This window comes from Streptomyces pseudoechinosporeus, from assembly GCF_054783935.1.
Window position 1 is genome coordinate 58,064 of record NZ_BAAGPS010000072.1, and the last position, 20,247, is coordinate 78,310.

Below are 20,247 nucleotides of genomic sequence, written 5' to 3' on the forward strand. Positions count from 1 at the left end.
GACCGCCCGCGATCAGCAGCCACCGCAGCTCAGGAAGAAGTGAAAGGGCATGACAGCGATGAAACTGGGCCTCATCGGTCTCGGCAAGATGGGCGGGAACATGCGCGAGCGCATCCGCCAGGCCGGGCACACCGTCATCGGCTACGACCGTAATCCCGAGCTCTCCGATGTCGGCAGCCTGACCGAACTGGTCGACCGGATCGAAGGCCCGCGCGTGGTCTGGGTGATGGTCCCGGCCGGCGGCCCGACCCAGTCGGTCGTCGATGAACTCGGTGATCTGCTGGAATCCGGCGACACGGTCGTCGACGGCGGCAACTCCCGCTGGACGGACGACGAGAAGCATGCCGAGGAGCTGGCGGCGAAGGGCATCGGCTTCGTCGACGCGGGCGTCTCCGGCGGTGTGTGGGGCCTGGAGAACGGTTACGCCCTCATGGTCGGCGGCGACAAGGAGCACGTGGACCGGCTCCAGCCGATCTTCGAGGCACTCAAGCCGGAAGGCCCGTACGGCTATGTCCACGCGGGCAAGGTCGGCGCCGGGCACTTCTCGAAGATGGTCCACAACGGCATCGAGTACGCCATGATGCAGGCCTACGCCGAGGGCTGGGAGCTGCTGCAGGCGGCCGACTCCGTCACGGACGTACGCGAGATCTTCCGCTCCTGGGAGCAGGGCACCGTCATCCGTTCCTGGCTGCTGGACCTCGCGGTCAACGCCCTCGACAAGGACGAGCACTTGGAGCAGCTGCGCGGCTACGCGGAGGACTCCGGCGAGGGCCGCTGGACCGTCGAGGCGGCCATCGACAACGCGGTGCCGCTGCCGGCGATAACGGCCTCCCTCTTCGCCCGCTTCGCGTCCCGGCAGGACGACTCACCGCAGATGAAGATGATCGCGGCACTGCGCAACCAGTTCGGCGGTCACTCCGTCGAGTCGGCGAAGTAGCGGTCATGGGCGACCTTCTGCTGGTCCGCCACGGCGAGACCGAGTGGAGCCGGTCGGGTCAGCACACCAGTTGGACCGATCTGCCCCTGACCCGGCGGGGCGAGGAACAGGCCAAGTCGCTCGCTCCGCTGCTGGCGGGCCGGGCCTTCGCGCTCGTCCTCACCAGCCCGCTCGGCCGCGCGGTGCGCACCGCCGAACTCGCGGGCCTGTCCGGGGCCGCGGCGGACCCGGACCTGCACGAGTGGCACTACGGCGCCTACGAGGGCGTCACCACCGCCGAGATCCACCGCACCCGCCCCGACTGGGACCTGTGGACCGACGGGGCGCCGCCCGGCCCGGACGGGCAGCCGGGCGAATCGCCCGAGCAGGTGGGCGAGCGCGCCGACCGGGTCCTGTCCCGGGTCGCCCCGGTGCTCCCCGAGGGTGACGTGCTCCTCGTGGCCCACGGCCACTTCCTGCGCGTACTGACGGCCCGCCGACTGGGGTTGCCGCCGTCGGACGGGCGGCTGTTCCGGCTGGAGACGGGGACGCTGAGCCGGCTGTCGACGGAGCACGGGTGGCCGGTTGTCGCGGAGTGGAACGCCAGGGCGTAACCGGCGAGTTGACACCTGCCTCGGCCCGCGTCAGAGTCCCCGCTGATGGAGATCAACGATCTGACGCGGGCCGAGGAGCGGGTGTGGCGGGCCTTTGCCCGCGGGGAGTCCGTGGACTTCCGCGCCGGAACCGACGAGGACGTGGCGGACGGGGCCGACTGGGGGCCGGAACGGACCGTACGCGCCGAGGTGTTGCGGGCGCTGCTGCTCAACGGCCCTCAGGAGGAGGGCGAGATAGCGCTGCTCAGTCTCATGGGCGCTCGTGTCTCCGGGATGCTCGACCTCCAGTACGCCACGGTCGACCACCCCGCCCGGCTGCGGCACTGCTACTTCGACGAGGTTCCGCGCTTCTACGCCTGCCGGCTCGGCGAGCTGAACCTCAGTGAGTCGGTCCTGCCCGGGCTCACCTCCCACGCCGTGCAGGTGGAGGGCGTGTTGCGGATGACCCGCTCCCGGTTCCGGGGGCTCGTGCGGCTCGGCGGGGCGCAGATCGCGGGGAGCCTGTACATGGAGAGCGCCGAGTTCAGCGCGCCGGATGCCGCGGAGCCGGTGCTGCAGCTCAACCAGATGACCGTCGGCAAGAACCTCCATGCCCCCGGGCTGAAGGCGCACGGGCAGATACGGCTCAACGGCGCCACCGTCAACGGATCGGTCAATCTCACCGACGCCCGCCTTCGCCACCCCGGCCAGGTCGCCCTCGACGCCATGACGCTCGCCGTGGAGGGCGACCTCCTGCTGCGGCAGGCGGACGTCGAGGGATGGATCGGGCTGCGGGGCGCCCGTGTCGCCGGTCGCCTCGACCTGTCGTACGCGCGTCTGTCGAACCCCGGCGACATGGCGCTACGGGCCACCAGCTGCACGGTCGGAGAACTGTGGCTGCGCAGAGGCGAACCGCTGGATGGCGGCCTCAACCTGCGCCGGGCCCAGGTGGAAGTCCTGTTCGTGGAACCGGAGAAGTTGCCGGACACGGTCCATCTCGACGGTCTCAGCTATACGACCCTCACCCCGCACGAACCCGCCGAACGCCGCCTGCCCATGCTGGAGCGGGACAGCGACGGCTATGTCCCGCACGCCTACGAGCAGTTGACCGCCGCCTACCGCCGTATCGGCGACGAGGACGCGGCCCGCCTCGTCCAGCTGGCCAAACAGCGCCGCCACCGGCGCACGCTTCCCTGGTACGGCCGCCTCTGGGGCCAGGTCCAGGACGCGACCGTCGGCTATGGCTTCCGCCCGCTGCGCGCCGCCATCTGGCTGCTGTCGCTGCTGGCGGTCGGCTCGGTCTCGTACGCCCTGCACCATCCGCCGGCGCTGAAGCCGGACGAGGCCCCGCCCTTCAACCCGGTCTTCTACACCCTCGACCTGCTGCTCCCGGTGATCTCCTTCGGCCAGGAGGGCGCGTTCGCCCCGAAGGGCGCGTACCAGTGGCTGTCGTACGTCCTGGTCCTCACCGGCTGGATCCTGGCCACGGCGGTCGTCGCGGGCGTGACACGGACGGTCAGCCGCCAGTGACCGCCTTCGCGGCGTGCTGCGCCGCCAGACGTACGGGCGCGTTCTGGGCTCCGTATCCCCGATAGCCGGCGTCGCGCTGGACCAGCTCGAAGAAGACGCGGCCGACGGTGTGGGTGTAGCAGTGCCGGAAGACGCCGTGCGCGTCCTGGTCGTAGAGGATGCCGAGCTCGCGGTACGTCGCCAACTCGGCCTCGCTGAGGTCGAATCGGGCCGCGAGGTCGTCGTAGTAGTTCCCGGGGATCGGCAGCAGGTGGCCACCGGCCTCGCGGAAGCGGCGGGCCGCGGCGACCACGTCGTCCGTGGCCAGCGCGATGTGCTGGGCGTGGACCGTGTCGTCCGTCGGGGCCGCGCCCACGGAGAGGGCGATACGGACGCTGCCGTCGGCGTTGGTGACGGCGCGGCTGCGCAGCAGACCGTACGGGTCGGCGACGTCCACGCTCTGCTGCGCCTCCAGGCCGAGGACGCTGCGGTGGAAGAGGGCCGCCTCGTCGAAGTGGTGCCAGGGCTGGGTGAGGGCGAGATGGTCGATGCGGTGCACGTTCGAGGCTTCCGCGGGGTGCTCGAGGTCCTCGAAGTCGGCGAGCCAGTTGGGGAGTTCGGGCCGGTTGGTGGCACAGAAGAACAACTCCGTGCCGTCGGGCGCGGCGACTGCGTCGAGGGGGACGTCCTGCGGTGCGCGGCGGCGCGGCAGTACCGGTGCCAGCAGGGCCTCGGCGCGCCGGGCCGCGCCCGCCGGGTCGGGTGACTCCAGGCCGAGCGCGGCGAGCCCCGTGCCGTCGATGGGGGTCCCCCCGCTCGAGCGCAGCCGAGAGTGGGGGAGCCCGGCCGGTCCGGTGTTGACCAGGATGCGGGCCTCGCCCTGCTGCCACAGGTCGACAGGTTTGCCGCGGTGCCGTGCGGTGCGGGCGAAACCGAGCGCGCCGAGCAGCGCCGTGAGGGGTTCCGCGTCGGGCGTGACCAGTTCGGCGAAGGCGACACCGGTGGGGACGACGGGCGCGGGCAGCGACGCCACTGAGACGGTCTCCTGCAGGACGAGGAGGGAGCGGCGGGCATCCACCGCGGTCGGACCGGCCTCGGCCTGCCGGAACACGTCGTTGAAGACCTCCAGCGAGAGCGGACCGTCGTAACCGGTGCGCAGCACATGCCGCAGCAGCCCGGCGACATCGAAGCCGCCCTGGCCGGGAAAACAGCGGTGGTGGCGGCTCCACTGCAGGACGTCCATCGCGAGCAGCGGGGCGTCGGCGAGCTGGAGGAAGAAGATCTTCTCGCCGGGGAGGTCCTCGATGCCCTTGGGATCGGAACCGCGGGCGAGGATGTGAAAGCTGTCGAGGCAGGTGCCGAGCGCGGGGTGGTCGGCCTGCTCGACGATGCGCCAGGCATGGTCGTACGTACTGACATGGCGGCCCCACGCCAGCGCCTCGTACGCGACGCGGATGCCGAAGTCCTGGGCCAATTCGGTAAGTTGGCGCAGCTGCCGGGCGGCGAGGACGTCGTCGTCCACGGCGAGCGGCGACACACTGGAACAGACCAGCACGGTGTCGGCCCCGAGCCGCCGCATCAGCTGGAACTTACGCTCGGCCCGCCGCAGATTGCGCGCGAACTCGTCCTCCGGCACGGCCTCGATATCGCGCATCGGCTGATAGAGGTCGATGCTCAGACCGAGGTCGGCGCACCGGTCGCGGATCTCCTCGGGCGTGAGCGGACTGGCCAGCAGATCGTTCTCAAAGATCTCCACACCGTCAAAGCCAGCCCGCGCGGCGGCAGTGAGCTTCTCGGTGAGGGAACCGCTGAGGGAGACGGTGGCGATGGAGGTACGCATGGTGGGGTGCTCCTTCAAGAGTTCGGTTCCGGCAGCGCCCCAAAGGGGCGCGGGGAACTGCGCGACCAGCCACAACGGACCCGCAGCCGAGATACCGCACAACCCCAACGGCGCTTAGTTACGGACACCGGCCGCACCGGCCAACTCGGCAATATCCGCCAGCATCCGCGGAGCGTCCGGCTCCCGCCCGGTGAACAACCGGAACGCATCGGCAGCCTGAAAGACAGCCATGCCACCCCCGTCCAGCGTGGCGCAGCCAACCCCGCGAGCGGTGCGCAACAACTCCGTCTCCAGCGGCCGGTACACAACCTCGGCCACCCACAGCCCGGGATGCAGCAACCGAGCCGGAAGCGGCAGCCCGGGATGAGCCGCCGTACCGGTAGGCGTGGCATGCACGATCCCGTCGGCGTCGGCGAGCAGCGCGGCCAGCCGGTCCGGTGTCGCGGCGGCCGCGCGACCGTCACCGAAGCGCCGGTTCAGCCCGACGGCGAGCGCGACCGCACGTTCCGGCAGAGCGTCCGTCACCGTGACGTACCCTGCGCCGAGCGTGAGCATGGCGTGCGCGACGGCAGCGCCCGCGCCGCCCGCGCCCAACTGCACAACCCGCTCCAGCGGCACGTCGGGCAGGCCGCGGGCGAAGGAGGCCGCGAACCCGGTGACGTCCGTGTTGTGGCCGATCGCGCGGCCGTCCTCGAAGACGACGGTGTTGACCGCCCCGAGTGCCTCGGCCTGCGGGTCCAGCGCGTCCAGATGCTCGATGACGAGCCGCTTGCAGGGATGCGTGATGTTCAGCCCGTCGAAGCCCAGGTCGCGGGCGGCCCGCACCAGGTCCCCCACCGCCTCGGGCGGGACACCGAGGGCGTCGATGTCGATGATCCGGTACAGATAGCGCAGGCTCTGACGGTCGGCCTCCCGCTCGTGCAGCGCCGGGCTGAGCGAGGGGCCGATGCCGGAACCGATCAGTCCGACGAGATACGAGTCCTTGGACAGCACCGGGGGACCTCCTGAGCGTGAGCGGACAGCTCACTAATGTACGAACTAGTACGTTAGCTATACCAGCATCGCGGACCCCCGGAAAGCCCCCGGCCCACGATCCGCCCGCCCCCGTACGACGGCCTGGTTCTACAATCTCCGGCACGGCACCTCGCCGGAAGGAACCCGAAGGAACCCGATGACCAGCGTCAAAGAACCGGCACGACCGAACGGCCGCATTCGCGACGCCGCCCGCACCAGGGCCGAAATTCTGGACGTTGCGACTCACGAGTTCGCCCGGGCCGGGTTCACCGGGGCCAGGGTGGACGAGATCGCCGCCCGGACCCGTACCACGAAGCGGATGATCTACTACTACTTCGGCGGCAAGGAGCAGCTGTTCACGGCCGTGCTGGAGCGGGCGTACAGCGTGATCCGTCAGGCCGAGCAGCAGTTGGACGTCGAGCACCTGGACCCGGTCGCGGCCATCCGCCGGCTGGCCGAGCTCACCTTCGACCACCACGAGGCGCACCCCGACTTCATCCGCCTGGTCAGCATCGAGAACATCCACGAGGCGGAGCACATCGCCGCCTCCGCCGAACTGGGCGAAATCGGCTCGCCCGCCCTCGACGTGATCGGCCGCATCCTGGCGGCGGGGCGCGAGTCGGGCCTGTTCACGGCCGATGTCGACGCGGTGGACCTGCACGCGATGATCAGCTCGTTCTGCTTCTTCCGGGTCGCCAACCGGCACACCTTCGGCGCGCTCTTCGGCCGCGACCTGGTCGCCGCCGACCAGCGGGAGCACTACCGGAAGATGCTCGGTGACATGGTCATCGCCTATCTGACCGCCGACCGCGCGACGGACTGAGGACACAGAGCCAAGCGGGAAAGATCCTCCGGCGCGACCCCTTGACACCCGGGAAACGTGAGCGCAACATCCGTAGCCAACCACTACTAACTATCCAGTGGGTTAATTAGCCGGGTGCGCCGGAGGAGCGCGACACAGCACACCCGGCGGCCGCCCCGTCACCCCAGGGATCCGGCATCTCTCCCCTCCCCCGCTCACTCCGCTCACGTTGGAGTTCCCTCGAAGGAGCACGCCGTGTCCGTCCCCGCCGCACCGCTCGACGCACCACCGGGCCAGCCGAAGAAAGCCGCCACGGCCGCCTGGATCGGCAGTGCCCTGGAGTACTACGACTTCTTCATCTACGGCAGCGCCGCCGCGCTGATCTTCCCGGACGTCTTCTTCGACGAGTCGGACCCGGCCACCGGGACCCTGCTGTCGCTGGCCACCTTCGGCGTCGCGTACGCGGCCCGCCCGGTCGGCGCGCTGTTCCTCGGTCACTTCGGCGACAAGCTGGGCCGTAAGAAGATCATGGTCTTCACGCTGATGCTGATGGGCCTGTCGACGTTCCTCATCGGCTGCCTGCCCACCCGGGAGCAGGTCGGCACGCTGGCCCCCGTCCTGCTCGTTCTCTGCCGCATCCTGCAGGGCATCTCGGCCGCGGGCGAGCAGGCCAGCGCCAACTCCATGTCACTGGAACACGCGCCGCCGAACCGCCGCGGCTTCTTCACCAGCTTCACGCTCAGCGGCACCCAGGGCGGCCAGCTCCTCGCCACCCTGGTGTTCATCCCGGTCGCCGCGCTTCCCGAGGACCAGTTGCTGGCCTGGGGCTGGCGCATCCCCTTCTGGATGAGCTTCGCGGTCGCCGTCGTTGGCTACGTCATCCGCCGTACGCTCGACGAGACCCCGACCTTCACCCAGCAGGCCGCCACCGAGGGCGTCCCGAAGATGCCGCTTGCCGTGCTGCTGCGCGAGCACTGGGCGGACGTGCTGCGGGTGGTCGCGGCCGCGCTCGTCGCCTCGGTGAGCACGATCTTCACCGTGTGGGCGTTGTCGTACGCGACCAGCGACGCGGTCGGCATGGACCGCACATCAATGCTGTGGGTGGGCGCCCTCGCGAACCTCGTCGCCCTCGCCGCGATCCCGCTGTGGGCCACCCTCTCCGACCGCATCGGCCGCCGTCCGGTCTTCCTGCTCGGTGCCGCGGGCAGCGCCGTGGCGATGTTCGCCTACCTGTGGGCCATCTCCACGGGCTCGTACCCGCTGGTCCTGGTCCTCGGCATCATCGCCTTCGGTGTCGTCTACAGCGCCGCGAACGGCGTCTGGCCCGCCTTCTACGGCGAGATGTTCTCCACCCGTGTCCGGCTCTCGGGCATGGCGATCGGCACCCAGATCGGCTTCGCGATCGCCGGTTTCGCCGTGACCTTCGCCGCGCAGATCGCGGGCCCGGACGGCGACGACTGGTCGGCCGTGGCCCTGTTCACCGCCGCACTGTGCGTCCCGCCGGTGATCGCCGCACTCACCGCGCGCGAGACGCACAAGGTCCCGACGGAGCGGCTCGGCGAGCGGGCCGAGCAGGGGACGACCGGCCGCGAGAAAGTGACCGCCTGAGGCCTCACCCCAGGTCAGCGACGCGCGATCCCCAGGTCAGCGACGCGCACGGCGAACCAGCGTCAGTTCCGGTTCGCCGTGCGCGTCGGGCTCGCCGAGCACCGCCGTGAAGCCCTTCATGCCTGGGGTGGCCATGGCGTGGTTCGTCAGGGTCACACCACAGGTGCGGGTCGGCGGGCACGCAGTGCGACGGTCAGTGTGTGCGGGCCATGGCCACCGATGTAGACGTGGTTCCCGGTCGTCGCGTCGGTGCCGCCCGCCACGGTGTAGTCCTGACCCGGGTCGTACCGCAAGACGTCGCTCCGGTCCGGCCCGGCGAGCGGTTCGCCTGCCTCGACATCGGCCTCGACCCGGATCTCGTCGTCACCGACCCGGTAGGTCATCGGCCCGGTCGTCAGGCACCAGCGCCCGTCGCCGATCGGTACGGCGCCCTCTGGCACGCCGCCCGGCCGGAAGGTCAGTTCGAGGGCCCAGGGCACCCGTGGTCCGCTGATGTCGATCCGCAGGTCGGCACCGTCTTCCCTCAGGTCCGCCTCGACGCGGGTCGTGTGTGAGACCTCGTCACGCGGCCGGTCCGGGAAGGCCATCGCGGCCGAGAAGCGTCCCTCGTCCGCCATCTGGTAGCCGCCGTCGTCCCGCCTCTGGTCCGTCGGGAGCGGTTGGTAGTAGGCGGCCGTGAGGGTCTCGGTGAGCCGGTACCGGTTGTCGGCGAGCTGTTGCATGCCGGCAGCGCGGAACGGGCCCAGGTCGAAGAACCCCCGGGTCAGACGGACCGCGTCGAGGACGGCGTCGCCGGCGAACAGGCGCAGGAAGGTGGGGTTGCAGGCGAGGCCCGAGCGGATGCGCCGGTGCTCGGTCACGTCGGAGCCGCCGTACACCACCGTGTGCACGTCGGCCGAGGCGTGTGCGGCGAGGCGTGCGGTGGTGATGTACCGGTCGCGCGGAAGTGTCTGTGCAGCCGGGGCAGGCAGGGCGCGGCACAGGTCCGGGGTGAGGAGGGTCTGGGCGAGCAGGTCGGGGTCGTCGATGCCGCCGGCGGCCGCCAGCCGCGCCGCCCGGCCGAAGTCGCCCCGACCGGTGCGGATAGCGAGCAGCCGGTAGTGCGGCAGGTAGGGCGCCAGCGGGAACGGGTGGTTCTGGTCCTGCCGTCGCGAGTGGACGGTCTCCACCGTGCCGTCCGGCCTGATGAGGTCCAGGGTCGTGGCGAGATTGCGTTCGACGGCGTCCAGCAGGTCGGCACGGCCGAGCACGCCGGCCAGCAGCAGCAGCGACGGGTTGGACACATGGGCCGCGTAGTTGGCGCTCCGTTCCGAGTACAGGCCCTCCGCGTCGATGTCGACGCCCTCGGCGAGCCACTCCTCGACGCGGTCGAGCAGCCGGTCGTCCGGGAACGACCGGTGCAGCCGGGCGAGCGCCGCGCACAGCTCCCAGCGGTGGTTCGGGGTGTGCACCCCACCGGTCAGGAGACTGCCGGTGGCAGCGCCGGCGATCTCGGCGAGCGCGGCCGTGACGTCGCGCAGTTCCGGCCCCGCGCCGGCGGCGAGGACGTGCGCGTCGCACACGTCGTTGACGGTGAAGGCGGAGTCGGGCGGTGACTGCACGTTGTCGCCGCCGGCGAAGAGGCCGGTGGTGGTCTGCGCGGCCCGCAGGGCGCGGAGGTGGGTCATCGCGGCGGCGATGGCCTGCCTGCTGCCGTGCAGTGCCGAGTCCGGGGAACGGTATGCCGCGACCAGGGTCTTCACCCGGCGCGCCAGACCACGGTGCGGCACACCCGCGGGTTCCTCGTCGGGGTCGGCCGCCAGCGGGGCGGCCGGCCGGTCGGCGGCGCGGGCCGCCGCGCGGACGAACTCGTGGTCGAGCGGGGTGGGCACGGTCAGTCCTTCAGTCCGGCGTTGATGTCGGCGTTCATGACGTAACGCTGGAACACCAGGAAGACGACGATCAGCGGAATCATGGTGATGACCGAGCCGCCGAGCACCACCGACCAGTTGATGTTCTGCGCGCCGACGAGGCTCTGGATGCCGATCTGCACGGTGAACTTGTTGGGGTCGTTGAGCATCAGCAGCGGCCAGATGTAGTCGTTCCATCGCCACTGGAACGACAGGATGGCGAGGGTCAGCATGATGGGCCGGGAGATCGGCACCATGATCCGCAGGAAGATCGACAGTTCACGCGCCCCGTCGATGCGGGCGGCCTCGACGAGCTCGTCGGGGACCGTCAGGAAGAACTGGCGGAACATGAAGCATCCGGTCGCCGTGAGCAAGGCCGGGAAAATGATGCCGGCGAGCGAGTTGTACAGGCCCAGGTCGCGGACCACCAGGAACTGCGGGGCGAGCATGACCTCGCCCGGCAGCATCGTCGTGGCGAGGATGCAGATGAAGAACACCTTGAGCCATTTGTTGTCGTACTTGGCCAGCGCGTACCCCGTGCAGCAGCTCACTCCCACCGTGAGGATCGTCGCGATCACACACACGATGGTCGTGTTGATGAAGTACTGGGAGAAGTTGGCGCTGCCCCATGCTGCCTTGTAGCCCGACAGGGTGGGGTCGTCCGGAAACAGCGTCAGCGAGGAGAACAGGTCTCCCGCCGGTTTGAAGGAGCTGAGGACGAACCACAGCACGGGAAACCCGTAGACGGCCGCCAGGACCCACAGCAGTGTCGTCGCGGGCACAGCGCGCCGAAGCCCACCGCCGGCCGCGCCGCGGGGCCGCTTCCTGGGAACTGCCCGTCCGGGCTCGGCGTCGACCGGGCGTGGCATGTCTGTGGTTGTCATCGGTTCTCCACCCGCCGGTTGACGATCAGCTGGATGATCGCGACGGCCATCAGGATGAGCATGAGCACGAACGACGCGGCGCTCGCGTAGCCGATCTGGCCCGATTTGAAGCCGGTCTGGTAGATGTACTGGACAAGCAGGTTGTTCGACGTTCCGGGTCCGCCGTTGTTGAGGGAGGCGAACAGCGGGTATTCCTTCATCCCGTGGATCGTGTTGAGCAGGATGACGATGAAGGAAGTGGGCGCGATGCTCGGCAGTGTGATGCTGATGAACTGGCGCCACGGACCGGCGCCGTCGAGCGAGGCCGCCTCGTAGTACGACACCGGTACGTTCTTGATCGCCGCGATGAACAGCAGCATTGAGAAGCCCGTCCAGGCCCAGGATGCCGCCACCACCACCACTATCAGCGACAGGTCCGCGTTCGACTGCCACGGAACGGCACTTCCGCCGAGCTTCTCGATGACGTGGTTGACCAGTCCGAAGTTCTCACCGAACAGCCACCGCCACAGGACACCCACGACGATGGGCGACAGAAGCCACGGGATGAAGAAGAAGACGCGGGCGACCGACACGCCCTTGGCGTGCTTGCTCACCAGCACGTTGGCGATCAGCAGCGAGAGCGCGAAGTTCAGCGGAACGAAGAGCACGGTGTACAGCAACGTCCGGGTCAGCGCGTCGAAGAAGGTGGAGTCCCCGAACAGGTTGCTGTAGTTGTCCAGTCCGACGAACTGGAACGCCCCTATGCCCGTGTAGTTCGTGAAGGAGTAGACGAGCCCGATCACCGCCGGCCAGACGAAGAACAGCGCGAAGAGCACGACATTGCCCGCGATGAGGACGAGCGGCGCGACGGTGTACTTGCTGCGTCTCCTGGGCGGGCTCACGGACACGTCCGGGGCGCGTTTTGTCATCTTCCTGACTCCGTGCTGGTGGAATGGGTTCCTGTGGGCTCAGGCCATGAGCCTGGCATCACGTGGGGTCCAGAGGCCCGGGCGGCGGAGTCTCGACCCCGCCGCCCGGGCCTGTCGGCCTACGCTCAGCCGCCGACCTGCTGGTTGTAGCCGTCCACGATGTTCTGCAGGGCCTTGTCGGCCGACTGCTGGCCGTTGATCGCCTTGCCGAGCTCCGTCTTGGTCGGGTCCTCGGTGAGGCTCTTGCCCTTCAGCGCCCAGTTCGTCTGCGCGGTGTTGAAGTAGCCGGAGATCGGGTCGTAGAGCGGGATCGACTCGTTGTAGAGCTTGAACGCCGCCTGCGCAGCCTCGGACTTGAAGGGGTACTTCGGGTTCAGACCGCTCTCGACGGGCAGGAACCCGGACGCCTCGCACAGCGCCTGGTAGTGAGCCGGCTCGTACAGCCAGGACAGGAACTTCTCCGCGGCGGCGGCCGCGTCGCCGTTGTTGTTGAAGCCCACCGTCATGCCACCGCTGTTGACGTCGCTGGCCTGCACCGGCTCGGCGGGAGTCGGGACGCTCGCCCACTCGAACTTCGTGATGCTCTCCGCGTAGGCGGCGACCTGCCACACGCCGGACCAGTAGGCGACGACGTCACCGCTCTGGAACATGGCCGACGGGTCGGCGCCGCTGGTCCACACCGACTTCGGCATGGTCTTGTCGTCGTTCCACCCGACGAAGGTGTTCACGGCCTTCTTGGTCGCCGCGTCCGCCGAGAACTTGCCGGAGTCGTCGGCGTGGACGTACTTCCCGCCCATCTCGTACACCATGGCGCGGAGCCGGGACGGCGACTGGTCGAAGGTCAGGGAGTACTTGGCGTTGGTTTTCTCCCGGACCTCGTCCGCCGCCTTGATGAACTCGGTCCAGGTCCAGGTCTTGTCGGGCGAGGTCGGGTAGTCGACGCCGGCCTTCTCGAAGAGCGACTTGTTGATGAACATGCCGGACGCGGTGATGTCCGAGGGGATGGACAGCACCTTCCCGGACGAGTCCTTGGCGACGAAGTTGCCGTTGATCTTGTTGCTCTTCTTGTTGGCGATGGAGCTGAGGTCGATCAGCTTGTTCGCCCAGATCGGGTCCAGCTTCGGCACTGCCGCCACGTCGGGCAGGGAGTTCGCCTGCGCGGCGCTACGCAGCTTCGCCTCGTAGCCGTCGTAGGGAACGTTGACGAGCTTGACGTTGACGCCGGTTTCCTTCTTGTACTGCGCCACCATCTTCTTCCAGCCCGCGTCCTGCCCCGGAACCGTGGAGATCCAGAACGTCAGCGACTTGGAGGTCCCGCCCGAGTCGGATCCCCCTCCGCAGGCGGAGAGCAGCAGGGTCGCTGCCGAGGCAACGGCAGCGAGGGGAACCAGGCGGCGCATACCGCCGCGGCCGAGTCGGCGGGAGCGCCGCACACCCACAGTGGTCATCTTCGATCCCTTTTTTTCGGTAGGGGACGGAGCACGGCGCCGACCGAGGCGGCACGGGTGCATTGTGCAAGAAAGTTCGCTTTCCGAGGGCGCGGCCTCGCCCGGCCGCGTCATCCTGACAGGCGAGGGTCCCCGGCCACTGTGGCCGTCGCCGCACAAGCACGCCCTGGTGCGGTTGCCGTACGTCGAGTACGGGCGGGACGCTCGCCCCAAGTCGGCGTCCCGACCGACTTAGAAAGCGCTTGTCCGGACATTGGCAGAAGCCGGTGGAGTCCGTCAATGCTTCACCCGCACCCCTCCGGTCACGGTTTGGAATCCACTCTCCGGTCGCGGTTTGGCTTCCACTCCGCCGGTCACTGTCTCGATGCCGCGGGCCACGGCCAGCCGGGCCGCCCCCACCACGGTGCCGCTCTCGCCGAGCGCGCTGTTCACGACCTCGGTGGGCCAGCTCAGCCGGGCGAGTTCCGCCCGTACGCCGGGCAGGAGCTGGGGGTCCGCGCCGATGGCGCCACCCAGCACGATCAGGCCGGGGTCCAGGACGGCCGCCGCCGCCGCGGCGAGCCGGCCGATCTCGGCGGCATGGCGGCCGACGGCGGTGCGTGCCGTGGCGTGCCCCTCGCCGGCGAGGGCGAAGAGCCGCTCGGCGGTGCGGGGGCACGGGCCGTCGGCGTCCTGCCAGGCGTCCGCCGCCCGGCGCAGCAGGGAGCGGGCACCGATGTGCTCCTCCAGGCCCTCGCGGCGGGGTTCGCGGTCCCCGTCCCACGGGTAGGGCAGCCGGGCCACCTCTCCGGCGGCGCCGTTCGCTCCGCGCAGCACCTGGCCGCCGATGACGACCCCGAGGCCGATGCCCACACCGATCCGCAGATAGCCGAAGGTGTCCCGGCCGCGGGCGGCGCCCTCGTGCAGCTCGGCGAGCGCGGCGCAGTTGACGTTGTTCTCGACGTGTACGGGAACGCCCGGTGGCAGTGCGACGGCCATGGCGTCGAAGAGCGGGCCGGCCTTGGCGGTCGCCGGACGCGCGCCCGCGCCTTCCGCGTCCTGCGTGATGACATCGCCGACGGCCACGACGACCGCGCGCAGCGGGGCGCCGGTGGGCAGCTCCTTGAGGACGTGGCGTACGACGTCGGCGGCGTCCGGCCGGGTCCCCGTCCCCTCGGCGAGCAGGGTGCCGTCCAGGGCGCAGCCGCGCACCCGGGTCACGGCGGGCCCGAGGTCGACGGCGAGCACGGCCCCGGCGGCGGGACCGAGTCCGTAGACGGCGGCGGACCGGCCGGTGGCGCCGGAGACGGTGCCCGAGCACTCGGCCAGCTCGGCGGCCTCGAGTTCGGCCACGGCGGAGGAGACGGTCGGCTTGGAAAGGCGCGCACCGGCTGCCAGTTGGGGGCGGGTCGCGGTACCGGCCGCTGCGAGTACGGCGAACACCGCGCGGGCGCTCTCGCTCAGTTGCATGCTCTCCCCAGGTCTGCTGCGGTGGTCTCCGCGGGGGCGCGGCGGTCTGTCCGCAAGGGTTGTACGGCAATGGGATTCCCTGCCTCTTGACGCACCATACTTCGTTAGTTAACTTCCTAACGAACTCAATGCGGTACTCGCCTGCCGCGCCGATTTGAAGCCCGTCCCGGGGCTTCCTGAACGCTTCGAGGTATCAACTTCCGTCTGTGTAGCCGCAGTTCAACGGGGACTGCGCCCCCTGGGCCCCGGTCGTGTTTCGGCTGCGGGCCGGTCGTGGTTGCTCGCGCAGTTCCCCGCGCCCCTGACGGGCGGGGGCTTCGCCCCCAGCCCCCCGGGTCGCACCTCGGCCGCGGGCCGGTCGTGGCTGGTCGCGCCCGCGCGGCGGAGCCGCAAATCGGCACAGCCCCGCGCCCCTAACGGGGCGCGAGCGCTCGCGCGGAGGCGCAGCCGGAAGCCCACCGGCCCGAGGCGAACCGTCCCACTGCCAGAGGTCGACGCACCCCACCACCAACCCAAGGCGAAACGCCACGCAGAGAGGCACCTCCATGCCCGGGCAGCACACCCGTACCTCGCACTTCCAGCACGGCATCGACCGGCGTGTGTTCCTACGGAACTCCGTGGGCGTCTCGGCCGGGCTGGTTGCCGCTCCCGTGGTCGCCGCGTGGCCGGCCGCGGCGGCAGGCTCCCCCGCCAACTCCCCTGCCGCCTTTGTCGATTCGTACACCACCAACGTTGTTGCGAATCAGACCGCTGAGACCAACGCGGCGGTTCGCATCCTCGGTGGCTTCGCCAAAGTCTGGAAGACGGGGGCCGCCTGGGACAGCGGCATGCCGCTCATGCCCGACGTCCTGCGCGCCAATGTCCGCTACAGCGTGCGCGTCACCACCCACCGCACCGACGCCGAGGCGAAGCTGGCCTTCATCCATGACCGCCAGCACCAGAGTTACGCGGTGATCGACGGTCTTGGCCCTCTCGCCGACCTCTACAAGGCGGGCGCGAAGGCGGTCACCGGCATCACGTCCGCGCCGGACGGCATCCCTGCGGGCAAGATCAACGACACGATCCCGGCCGACGCTCCCGCGGGTTCCGCGCTCGGCGCAGGCTCCCACGACTCGGACCTGGGCAAGGTGGCGGAGCTGGTCGACACCGTCCGCGGTCCCTTCGCCTCGGGCAATCCCAGCAAGTTCGCGTACCAGTACCCGCGTCCCTGGCGGATGAACAAGGACAGCGAGGTCGTCGACACCGGCGAGAAGGACGCACTCGGCTACCCGGTCTACGAGTCCGACGTGGCGGTCGTCCCGCAGTTGCTGAGGCAGCGGGCCGAGGTCCCGGCCGAGGACGGCGGCTTCCCCAGCGGGCACACCAACGCCCTCCACCTGGCGGCGCTGGCGATGGCGTACGCGGTTCCCGAACGGTTCCAGGAGTTGGTGACCCGCGCCTTCGACGTCTCCCACACGCGCATCGTGTCGGGCATGCACTCCAGCGTCGACGTGATCGGCGGCCGGATCCTCGCCACGGCGCTCGCTGCCGCCGCGCTCGCCGACCCGAAGAACGCCGAACTCAAGGCGGCGGCCCGCGCCCAGGCCCTTGCCTACTTCCAGAAGGAGACCGGCACGAGTGCCGACACGCTGTACGAGTTCGCGCACTCGGCGGGCCTGGACGAGGACCCGTACGCGAGCCCCGCACTCAACTCGGCAGATGTCACCCCCAAGTTGACGTACGTCCTGCCCAAGCGGCCCGCGCGCGACCGCATGACCGTGCCGAAGGGTGCCGAGGTCCTCCTCGAGACGCGGCTGCCGTACCTCTCCGCCGCCCAGCGACGCGAGGTACTGCGGACAACGGCGCTGCCCGCCGGATACGTCCTGCTGGACGGCTTCGAGCGGTGGGGCCGACTGAACCTCTTCGCCGCCGCCGACGGATACGGGACGTTCGACTCGGACGTGCGCGTCACGATGAACGCCGCCGACGGCGGCTTCGCCGCTGCCGACACCTGGCGCAACGGCATCGACGGTCGGGGCGCGCTGGTCAAGCGGGGCACCGGCACGCTGACCCTCACGGGAGCCAACGGCTACACCGGCGGCACCACGCTGGAGGAGGGCGTCCTCGCGACCGGTTCACGGGACGCGCTCGGGTGCGGCGACGTACAGGTGCGGGGCGGCACGCTGCGTACGGCCTCGGCGCTCCGGGTGCGCGGCGCGTACACCCAGGCGTCCGGTACGACCCTCGACGTGACGCTCACCGACGGCGGCGCACCGGCCCTGACGGTGACGCGGCGCGTGCTCCTCGGCCGGGACAGCACGCTCGTCATCCGGCTCGACGGCCGACGGCCACCGGCGCCGGGCAGCACGATTCCGGTCATCGACGCCCGTGTCCTGCAAGGCCGGTTCGGCCGCATCACGGTCGACGGCCACGACGCCGAGCCGGTGTTCACCGCCCGCGGTCTGTCCGTACGGCTCACTCGCACCTGACCGATTCGACGAAAACCTGGTCGTCGGGCGACGCCGGGTCCGGGGCGGGGGCGGCTAGCCAGTCGGCGACGGCGCGAGCGATCGGCTGCCCCGTCTCTATCTCCACAAAGCCGAACTGGCCCGCCTGGTTGCACTCGAGAAACCACCAGATGCCGTCGGCGTCCTCGGCGAAGTCGAATGCGCCGTACGCGAGTTGGGCCTCCCGAAGATAGTCGTGCACATTCGCGGCGACCCGCGGCGGTGTCTCGACCGGCTGCCATGGTTCGGTGGAGGTGGCGAAACGGACGTCCACCTCCCCCGGATCGGCGCCTTGGCCGACCGCCTTGCGGGCGGCGAAGAAACGGTCGCCGACGCAGGTCAGCCGGATGTCGGCGCGCTTGGCCACACGCCGTTGAAGCAGTGTGGGGCCGAAGGCGACGGCCGAGAAATCCGTCTCGGGTGCGACCCTGCTGGTCGGGACCGCCCTCGGCGGCTCCTGCGGGTGTGCGCCCGAGACGGGCTTGACCACCAGGTCCGGGAAGCGTTCCGCGAAGTCGCGGGCGGCCTGCGGGAACGTGGTGATCAGTGTGGCGGGCACGGGTAGCCCGCAGCGCTGGGCGAGATGAAGCTGCCAGGGTTTGTGGCGGGCCTGGCGGGCCGCGTCGGGGTGGTTCATCCAGCGCGCGCCGGTGGAACGCAGCATGCCGTAGAGCGCCTGCGCGGACTCCTCGGTGAGCCAGGCAGACGGCTCGGCGACCCGCGTCGCGGGCACGCCGGGCCTGCGGACCCAGACGGACCGCAGACCGCTCATGGTCACCAGCCGGCCACCGGCGGACAGATGGCCGCGGAAGGAGCCGTGCACGAACTCTCCCGACAGGGCCACGCCTCCGGGCAGGTCCGCGGGGTCGAGGCGGACGACCGGGACACCCGTCCCGTCCAGTCGCGCCACCACCATGTCCGCGGTTACATCCTGTTCGCACGTCAGGATCAGAACCGTCATGGTCGCGGGTCCGTCTTCAGTCGTCGAAGTGGGTCTTCGAGCCCGCCGTGGACGTCGTGGCCCCCAGCTCCCGCAACACGGCGTAGTCATGAGCGGCGGGCCGCCCATCGGGAAGGACGTTCAACTGCAGTCTGGAGTCATACGCGTACGGAACGCTGACCTCCAACTGCTGGGCCGGACGTGCGTAGTTGAGCGCGAACGGTCGCATTGGGTCTCCTTGCTCGGTGCTTTCCGGTCAAGCGGATCGTGACGCTCCGGCGTCGCGGGGCCTGACGGGTCTGCTGGGCTTCCACGGAGATATACGAATCGAACAGTCGAATGGTTGCTTCACGCTGTGTAATCAATCGCGCCGTTCGGCTTCAAGCCCCCGTCCGGCTCGGCCGCACACTTCATGCATGGGGCACCCATCCGCCTTCTATGACGTATACCCGGGCCTCGCGGATCCGGTCTTCGGGCGCACTTCAGCGCTCCGGCGCACACCCCGACGCCTCACGCGTCACACGCGCCCGTGTAGCACCTCCGGTATACGGGCAGTCGTCGTCGACCTCACGAATCCGCAGGTCGGCGATAGATTTCACTGGAACAGCACAGGGACCACATCTCCTTCCTCGAACGGGAGCGGACGATGAGCGAGTTGCGACAAGAGGTGGAACCGGCCGAGGTCGGCCTTGATCCGGCGGCCCTGGGACGGCTGGACGAACACTTCGCCCGCCTCGTCGACGACGGCCGGTTGCCCGGGTACCTCATCGCGGTGGCACGTCACGGCTGTGTCGCACATCTCACTCCGTACGGCCTCCGAGACCGGGAGGCCGGGATGCCGGTCGGGACGGACACGATCTGGCGGATCCACTCCATGACCAAGCCGATCGCGTCCGTCGCGGCGCTGATGCTCCAGGAGGAGGGCCTGCTCGACCTCGACGACCCGGTGGCCCGCCATCTGCCGGCCTTCGCCGAGCCCCGGGTGTACGTCAACGGCAGCGGCCCGGACCTCAGAACCCGCCCCGCCGAGGAGCCCATCCGGATCCGGCATCTGCTGACCCACACCGCCGGGCTGACGTTCGGCTTCTACCACGTGCATCCCGTCGACGCCGCGTACCGGGCCGCCGGGGTGGAGCGGGCGGAGCCACCGGACGCGGACCTGGTCGAGGCCTGTGAGCTGTTCGCGGGCCTGCCGCTCCAGTTCGAGCCGGGGACGGAGTGGAACTACTCGGTCGCGACGACTGTTCTCGGGCGGGTGGTGGAGGTGGTGTCCGGGCTGCCGCTGGACACATTCCTCGCCGAGCGGGTCTTCGGGCCGTTGGGGATGACGGACGCGGGGTTCTGGGTTCCCGAGGACCGGGCCGACCGGCTGGCCGTTCTGTACGTCGAGAGTGACGACGGCGGCGAGGGCGGTAAGGGCGGCCTCGTACGGAGCCCTGAGCAGCCGGGGCGCAGCCGTCCGCGGCTGCTGTCCGGCAACGGCGGCCTGGTGGCGAGCGCGCACGACTACCACCGCTTCATGGAGTTCCTGCGCCGCCGCGGCGAACTCGACGGCACCCGGCTCCTGACCCCGCAGACCGTGGACACGATGGTCTCCAACCACCTCCCCGCCGACCTCCGCACCTTCGGCAGCCCCGTCCACGACCTCCCCGGCAACGCGGGCGTCGGCTTCGGATTCGGCGTCTCGGTCGTGATCGACCCGGCCCGTACGGAATCACCGTCCAGCCCCGGCCTTTACGGCTGGTCCGGCGCGGCCGGCACGACCTTCTGGGTCGACCCGCGCCACGACCTGACCGTGCAGTTCCTGACCCAGGTACGGCCGACGGCGGGACCGACGTGGTTCGCGGACCTGAAGCGGCTGGTGCACGAGGTCGTCGCCGGCTGAGATGCGCGCTGCTCATTGACTATCGTTGCCCGATCGCGTGAACGGTGCCCGATGGGCGGGTGTCTTCGAGAGGGCG

At 70.0% G+C, this 20,247-nt stretch carries 16 protein-coding genes; 7 read left to right on the forward strand and 9 right to left on the reverse strand.

Annotation, left to right across the window (positions count from 1 at the left end; translation table 11 throughout):
• Window positions 1-58 precede the first annotated feature (58 nt).
• The 3 genes from gnd to ACYVO6_RS41715 are packed head-to-tail and all read left to right on the forward strand — an operon-like array spanning window position 59 to window position 3,039.
• Window positions 59-937 (forward strand): phosphogluconate dehydrogenase (NAD(+)-dependent, decarboxylating), encoded by an 879-nt coding sequence (gene gnd / locus ACYVO6_RS41705; protein ID WP_461070881.1) that lies wholly within the window; start codon window positions 59-61, stop codon window positions 935-937.
• A gap of 5 nt (window positions 938-942) precedes the next feature.
• A complete protein-coding gene (locus ACYVO6_RS41710) occupies window positions 943-1,530 on the forward strand; it encodes a histidine phosphatase family protein (RefSeq protein ID WP_461070834.1) in 588 nt (195 codons plus the stop codon).
• A gap of 45 nt (window positions 1,531-1,575) precedes the next feature.
• On the forward strand, window positions 1,576-3,039 hold the full coding sequence (locus tag ACYVO6_RS41715) for a membrane-associated oxidoreductase (protein ID WP_461070836.1): 1,464 nt from the start codon (window positions 1,576-1,578) through the stop codon (window positions 3,037-3,039).
• Here the strand turns inward: ACYVO6_RS41715 and ACYVO6_RS41720 are convergent.
• Window positions 3,026-4,858: a bifunctional sugar phosphate isomerase/epimerase/4-hydroxyphenylpyruvate dioxygenase family protein gene (locus ACYVO6_RS41720; protein ID WP_461070838.1), complete on the reverse strand. Its 1,833-nt coding sequence runs from the start codon at window positions 4,856-4,858 to the stop codon at window positions 3,026-3,028. The two genes, ACYVO6_RS41715 and ACYVO6_RS41720, sit on opposite strands and share 14 nt — an antisense overlap.
• A 114-nt stretch (window positions 4,859-4,972) precedes the next feature.
• The gene (locus ACYVO6_RS41725) at window positions 4,973-5,848 is read right to left on the reverse strand and encodes a shikimate dehydrogenase (RefSeq protein ID WP_461070883.1); all 876 of its coding nucleotides are present in this window, start codon (window positions 5,846-5,848) and stop codon (window positions 4,973-4,975) included.
• 181 nt (window positions 5,849-6,029) lie between these two features.
• On the opposite strand from ACYVO6_RS41725, the gene ACYVO6_RS41730 reads away from it, so the two are divergent.
• Together ACYVO6_RS41730 and ACYVO6_RS41735 are read left to right on the forward strand one after the other, a co-directional pair.
• A complete protein-coding gene (locus ACYVO6_RS41730) occupies window positions 6,030-6,695 on the forward strand; it encodes a TetR/AcrR family transcriptional regulator (RefSeq protein WP_033326002.1) in 666 nt (221 codons plus the stop codon).
• A gap of 234 nt (window positions 6,696-6,929) precedes the next feature.
• Window positions 6,930-8,282, forward strand: coding sequence for an MFS transporter (locus ACYVO6_RS41735; protein WP_461070840.1), 1,353 nt, complete (start codon window positions 6,930-6,932; stop codon window positions 8,280-8,282).
• A gap of 152 nt (window positions 8,283-8,434) precedes the next feature.
• On the opposite strand, the gene ACYVO6_RS41740 is transcribed toward ACYVO6_RS41735, so the two are convergent.
• From ACYVO6_RS41740 to ACYVO6_RS41760, 5 genes are all read right to left on the reverse strand, one after another.
• Window positions 8,435-10,153: a hypothetical protein gene (locus ACYVO6_RS41740; protein WP_461070842.1), complete on the reverse strand. Its 1,719-nt coding sequence runs from the start codon at window positions 10,151-10,153 to the stop codon at window positions 8,435-8,437.
• Window positions 10,154-10,155: 2 nt separating this feature from the next.
• On the reverse strand, window positions 10,156-11,055 hold the full coding sequence (locus ACYVO6_RS41745; RefSeq protein ID WP_461070844.1) for a carbohydrate ABC transporter permease: 900 nt from the start codon (window positions 11,053-11,055) through the stop codon (window positions 10,156-10,158).
• Window positions 11,052-11,963 carry a carbohydrate ABC transporter permease gene (locus ACYVO6_RS41750; RefSeq protein ID WP_352376716.1) on the reverse strand — a complete coding sequence of 304 codons (912 nt, stop codon included), beginning with the start codon at window positions 11,961-11,963 and terminating at the stop codon, window positions 11,052-11,054. The genes ACYVO6_RS41745 and ACYVO6_RS41750 overlap by 4 nt, the downstream gene beginning before the upstream one ends.
• Window positions 11,964-12,088: 125 nt before the next feature.
• Window positions 12,089-13,411, reverse strand: coding sequence for an extracellular solute-binding protein (locus ACYVO6_RS41755; protein ID WP_461070847.1), 1,323 nt, complete (start codon window positions 13,409-13,411; stop codon window positions 12,089-12,091).
• A 276-nt stretch (window positions 13,412-13,687) separates the two neighbouring features.
• Window positions 13,688-14,860: an ROK family protein gene (locus ACYVO6_RS41760; protein WP_461070849.1), complete on the reverse strand. Its 1,173-nt coding sequence runs from the start codon at window positions 14,858-14,860 to the stop codon at window positions 13,688-13,690.
• A gap of 545 nt (window positions 14,861-15,405) precedes the next feature.
• Here ACYVO6_RS41760 and ACYVO6_RS41765 point away from each other — a divergent pair.
• Window positions 15,406-17,328, forward strand: a complete 1,923-nt coding sequence (locus ACYVO6_RS41765; protein ID WP_461070851.1) for a phosphatase PAP2 family protein — start codon at window positions 15,406-15,408, stop codon at window positions 17,326-17,328.
• Here the strand turns inward: ACYVO6_RS41765 and tgmB are convergent.
• A complete protein-coding gene (gene tgmB / locus ACYVO6_RS41770; RefSeq protein WP_461070853.1) occupies window positions 17,315-18,307 on the reverse strand; it encodes an ATP-grasp ribosomal peptide maturase in 993 nt (330 codons plus the stop codon). The genes ACYVO6_RS41765 and tgmB overlap by 14 nt on opposite strands.
• Window positions 18,308-18,323: 16 nt before the next feature.
• Window positions 18,324-18,515, reverse strand: a complete 192-nt coding sequence (gene tgmA / locus ACYVO6_RS41775) for a putative ATP-grasp-modified RiPP (RefSeq protein ID WP_461070855.1) — start codon at window positions 18,513-18,515, stop codon at window positions 18,324-18,326.
• Window positions 18,516-18,932: 417 nt separating this feature from the next.
• Here tgmA and ACYVO6_RS41780 point away from each other — a divergent pair, with 417 nt between their 5' ends.
• Window positions 18,933-20,171, forward strand: a complete 1,239-nt coding sequence (locus ACYVO6_RS41780) for a serine hydrolase domain-containing protein (RefSeq protein ID WP_461070857.1) — start codon at window positions 18,933-18,935, stop codon at window positions 20,169-20,171.
• Window positions 20,172-20,247: the final 76 nt, after the last annotated feature.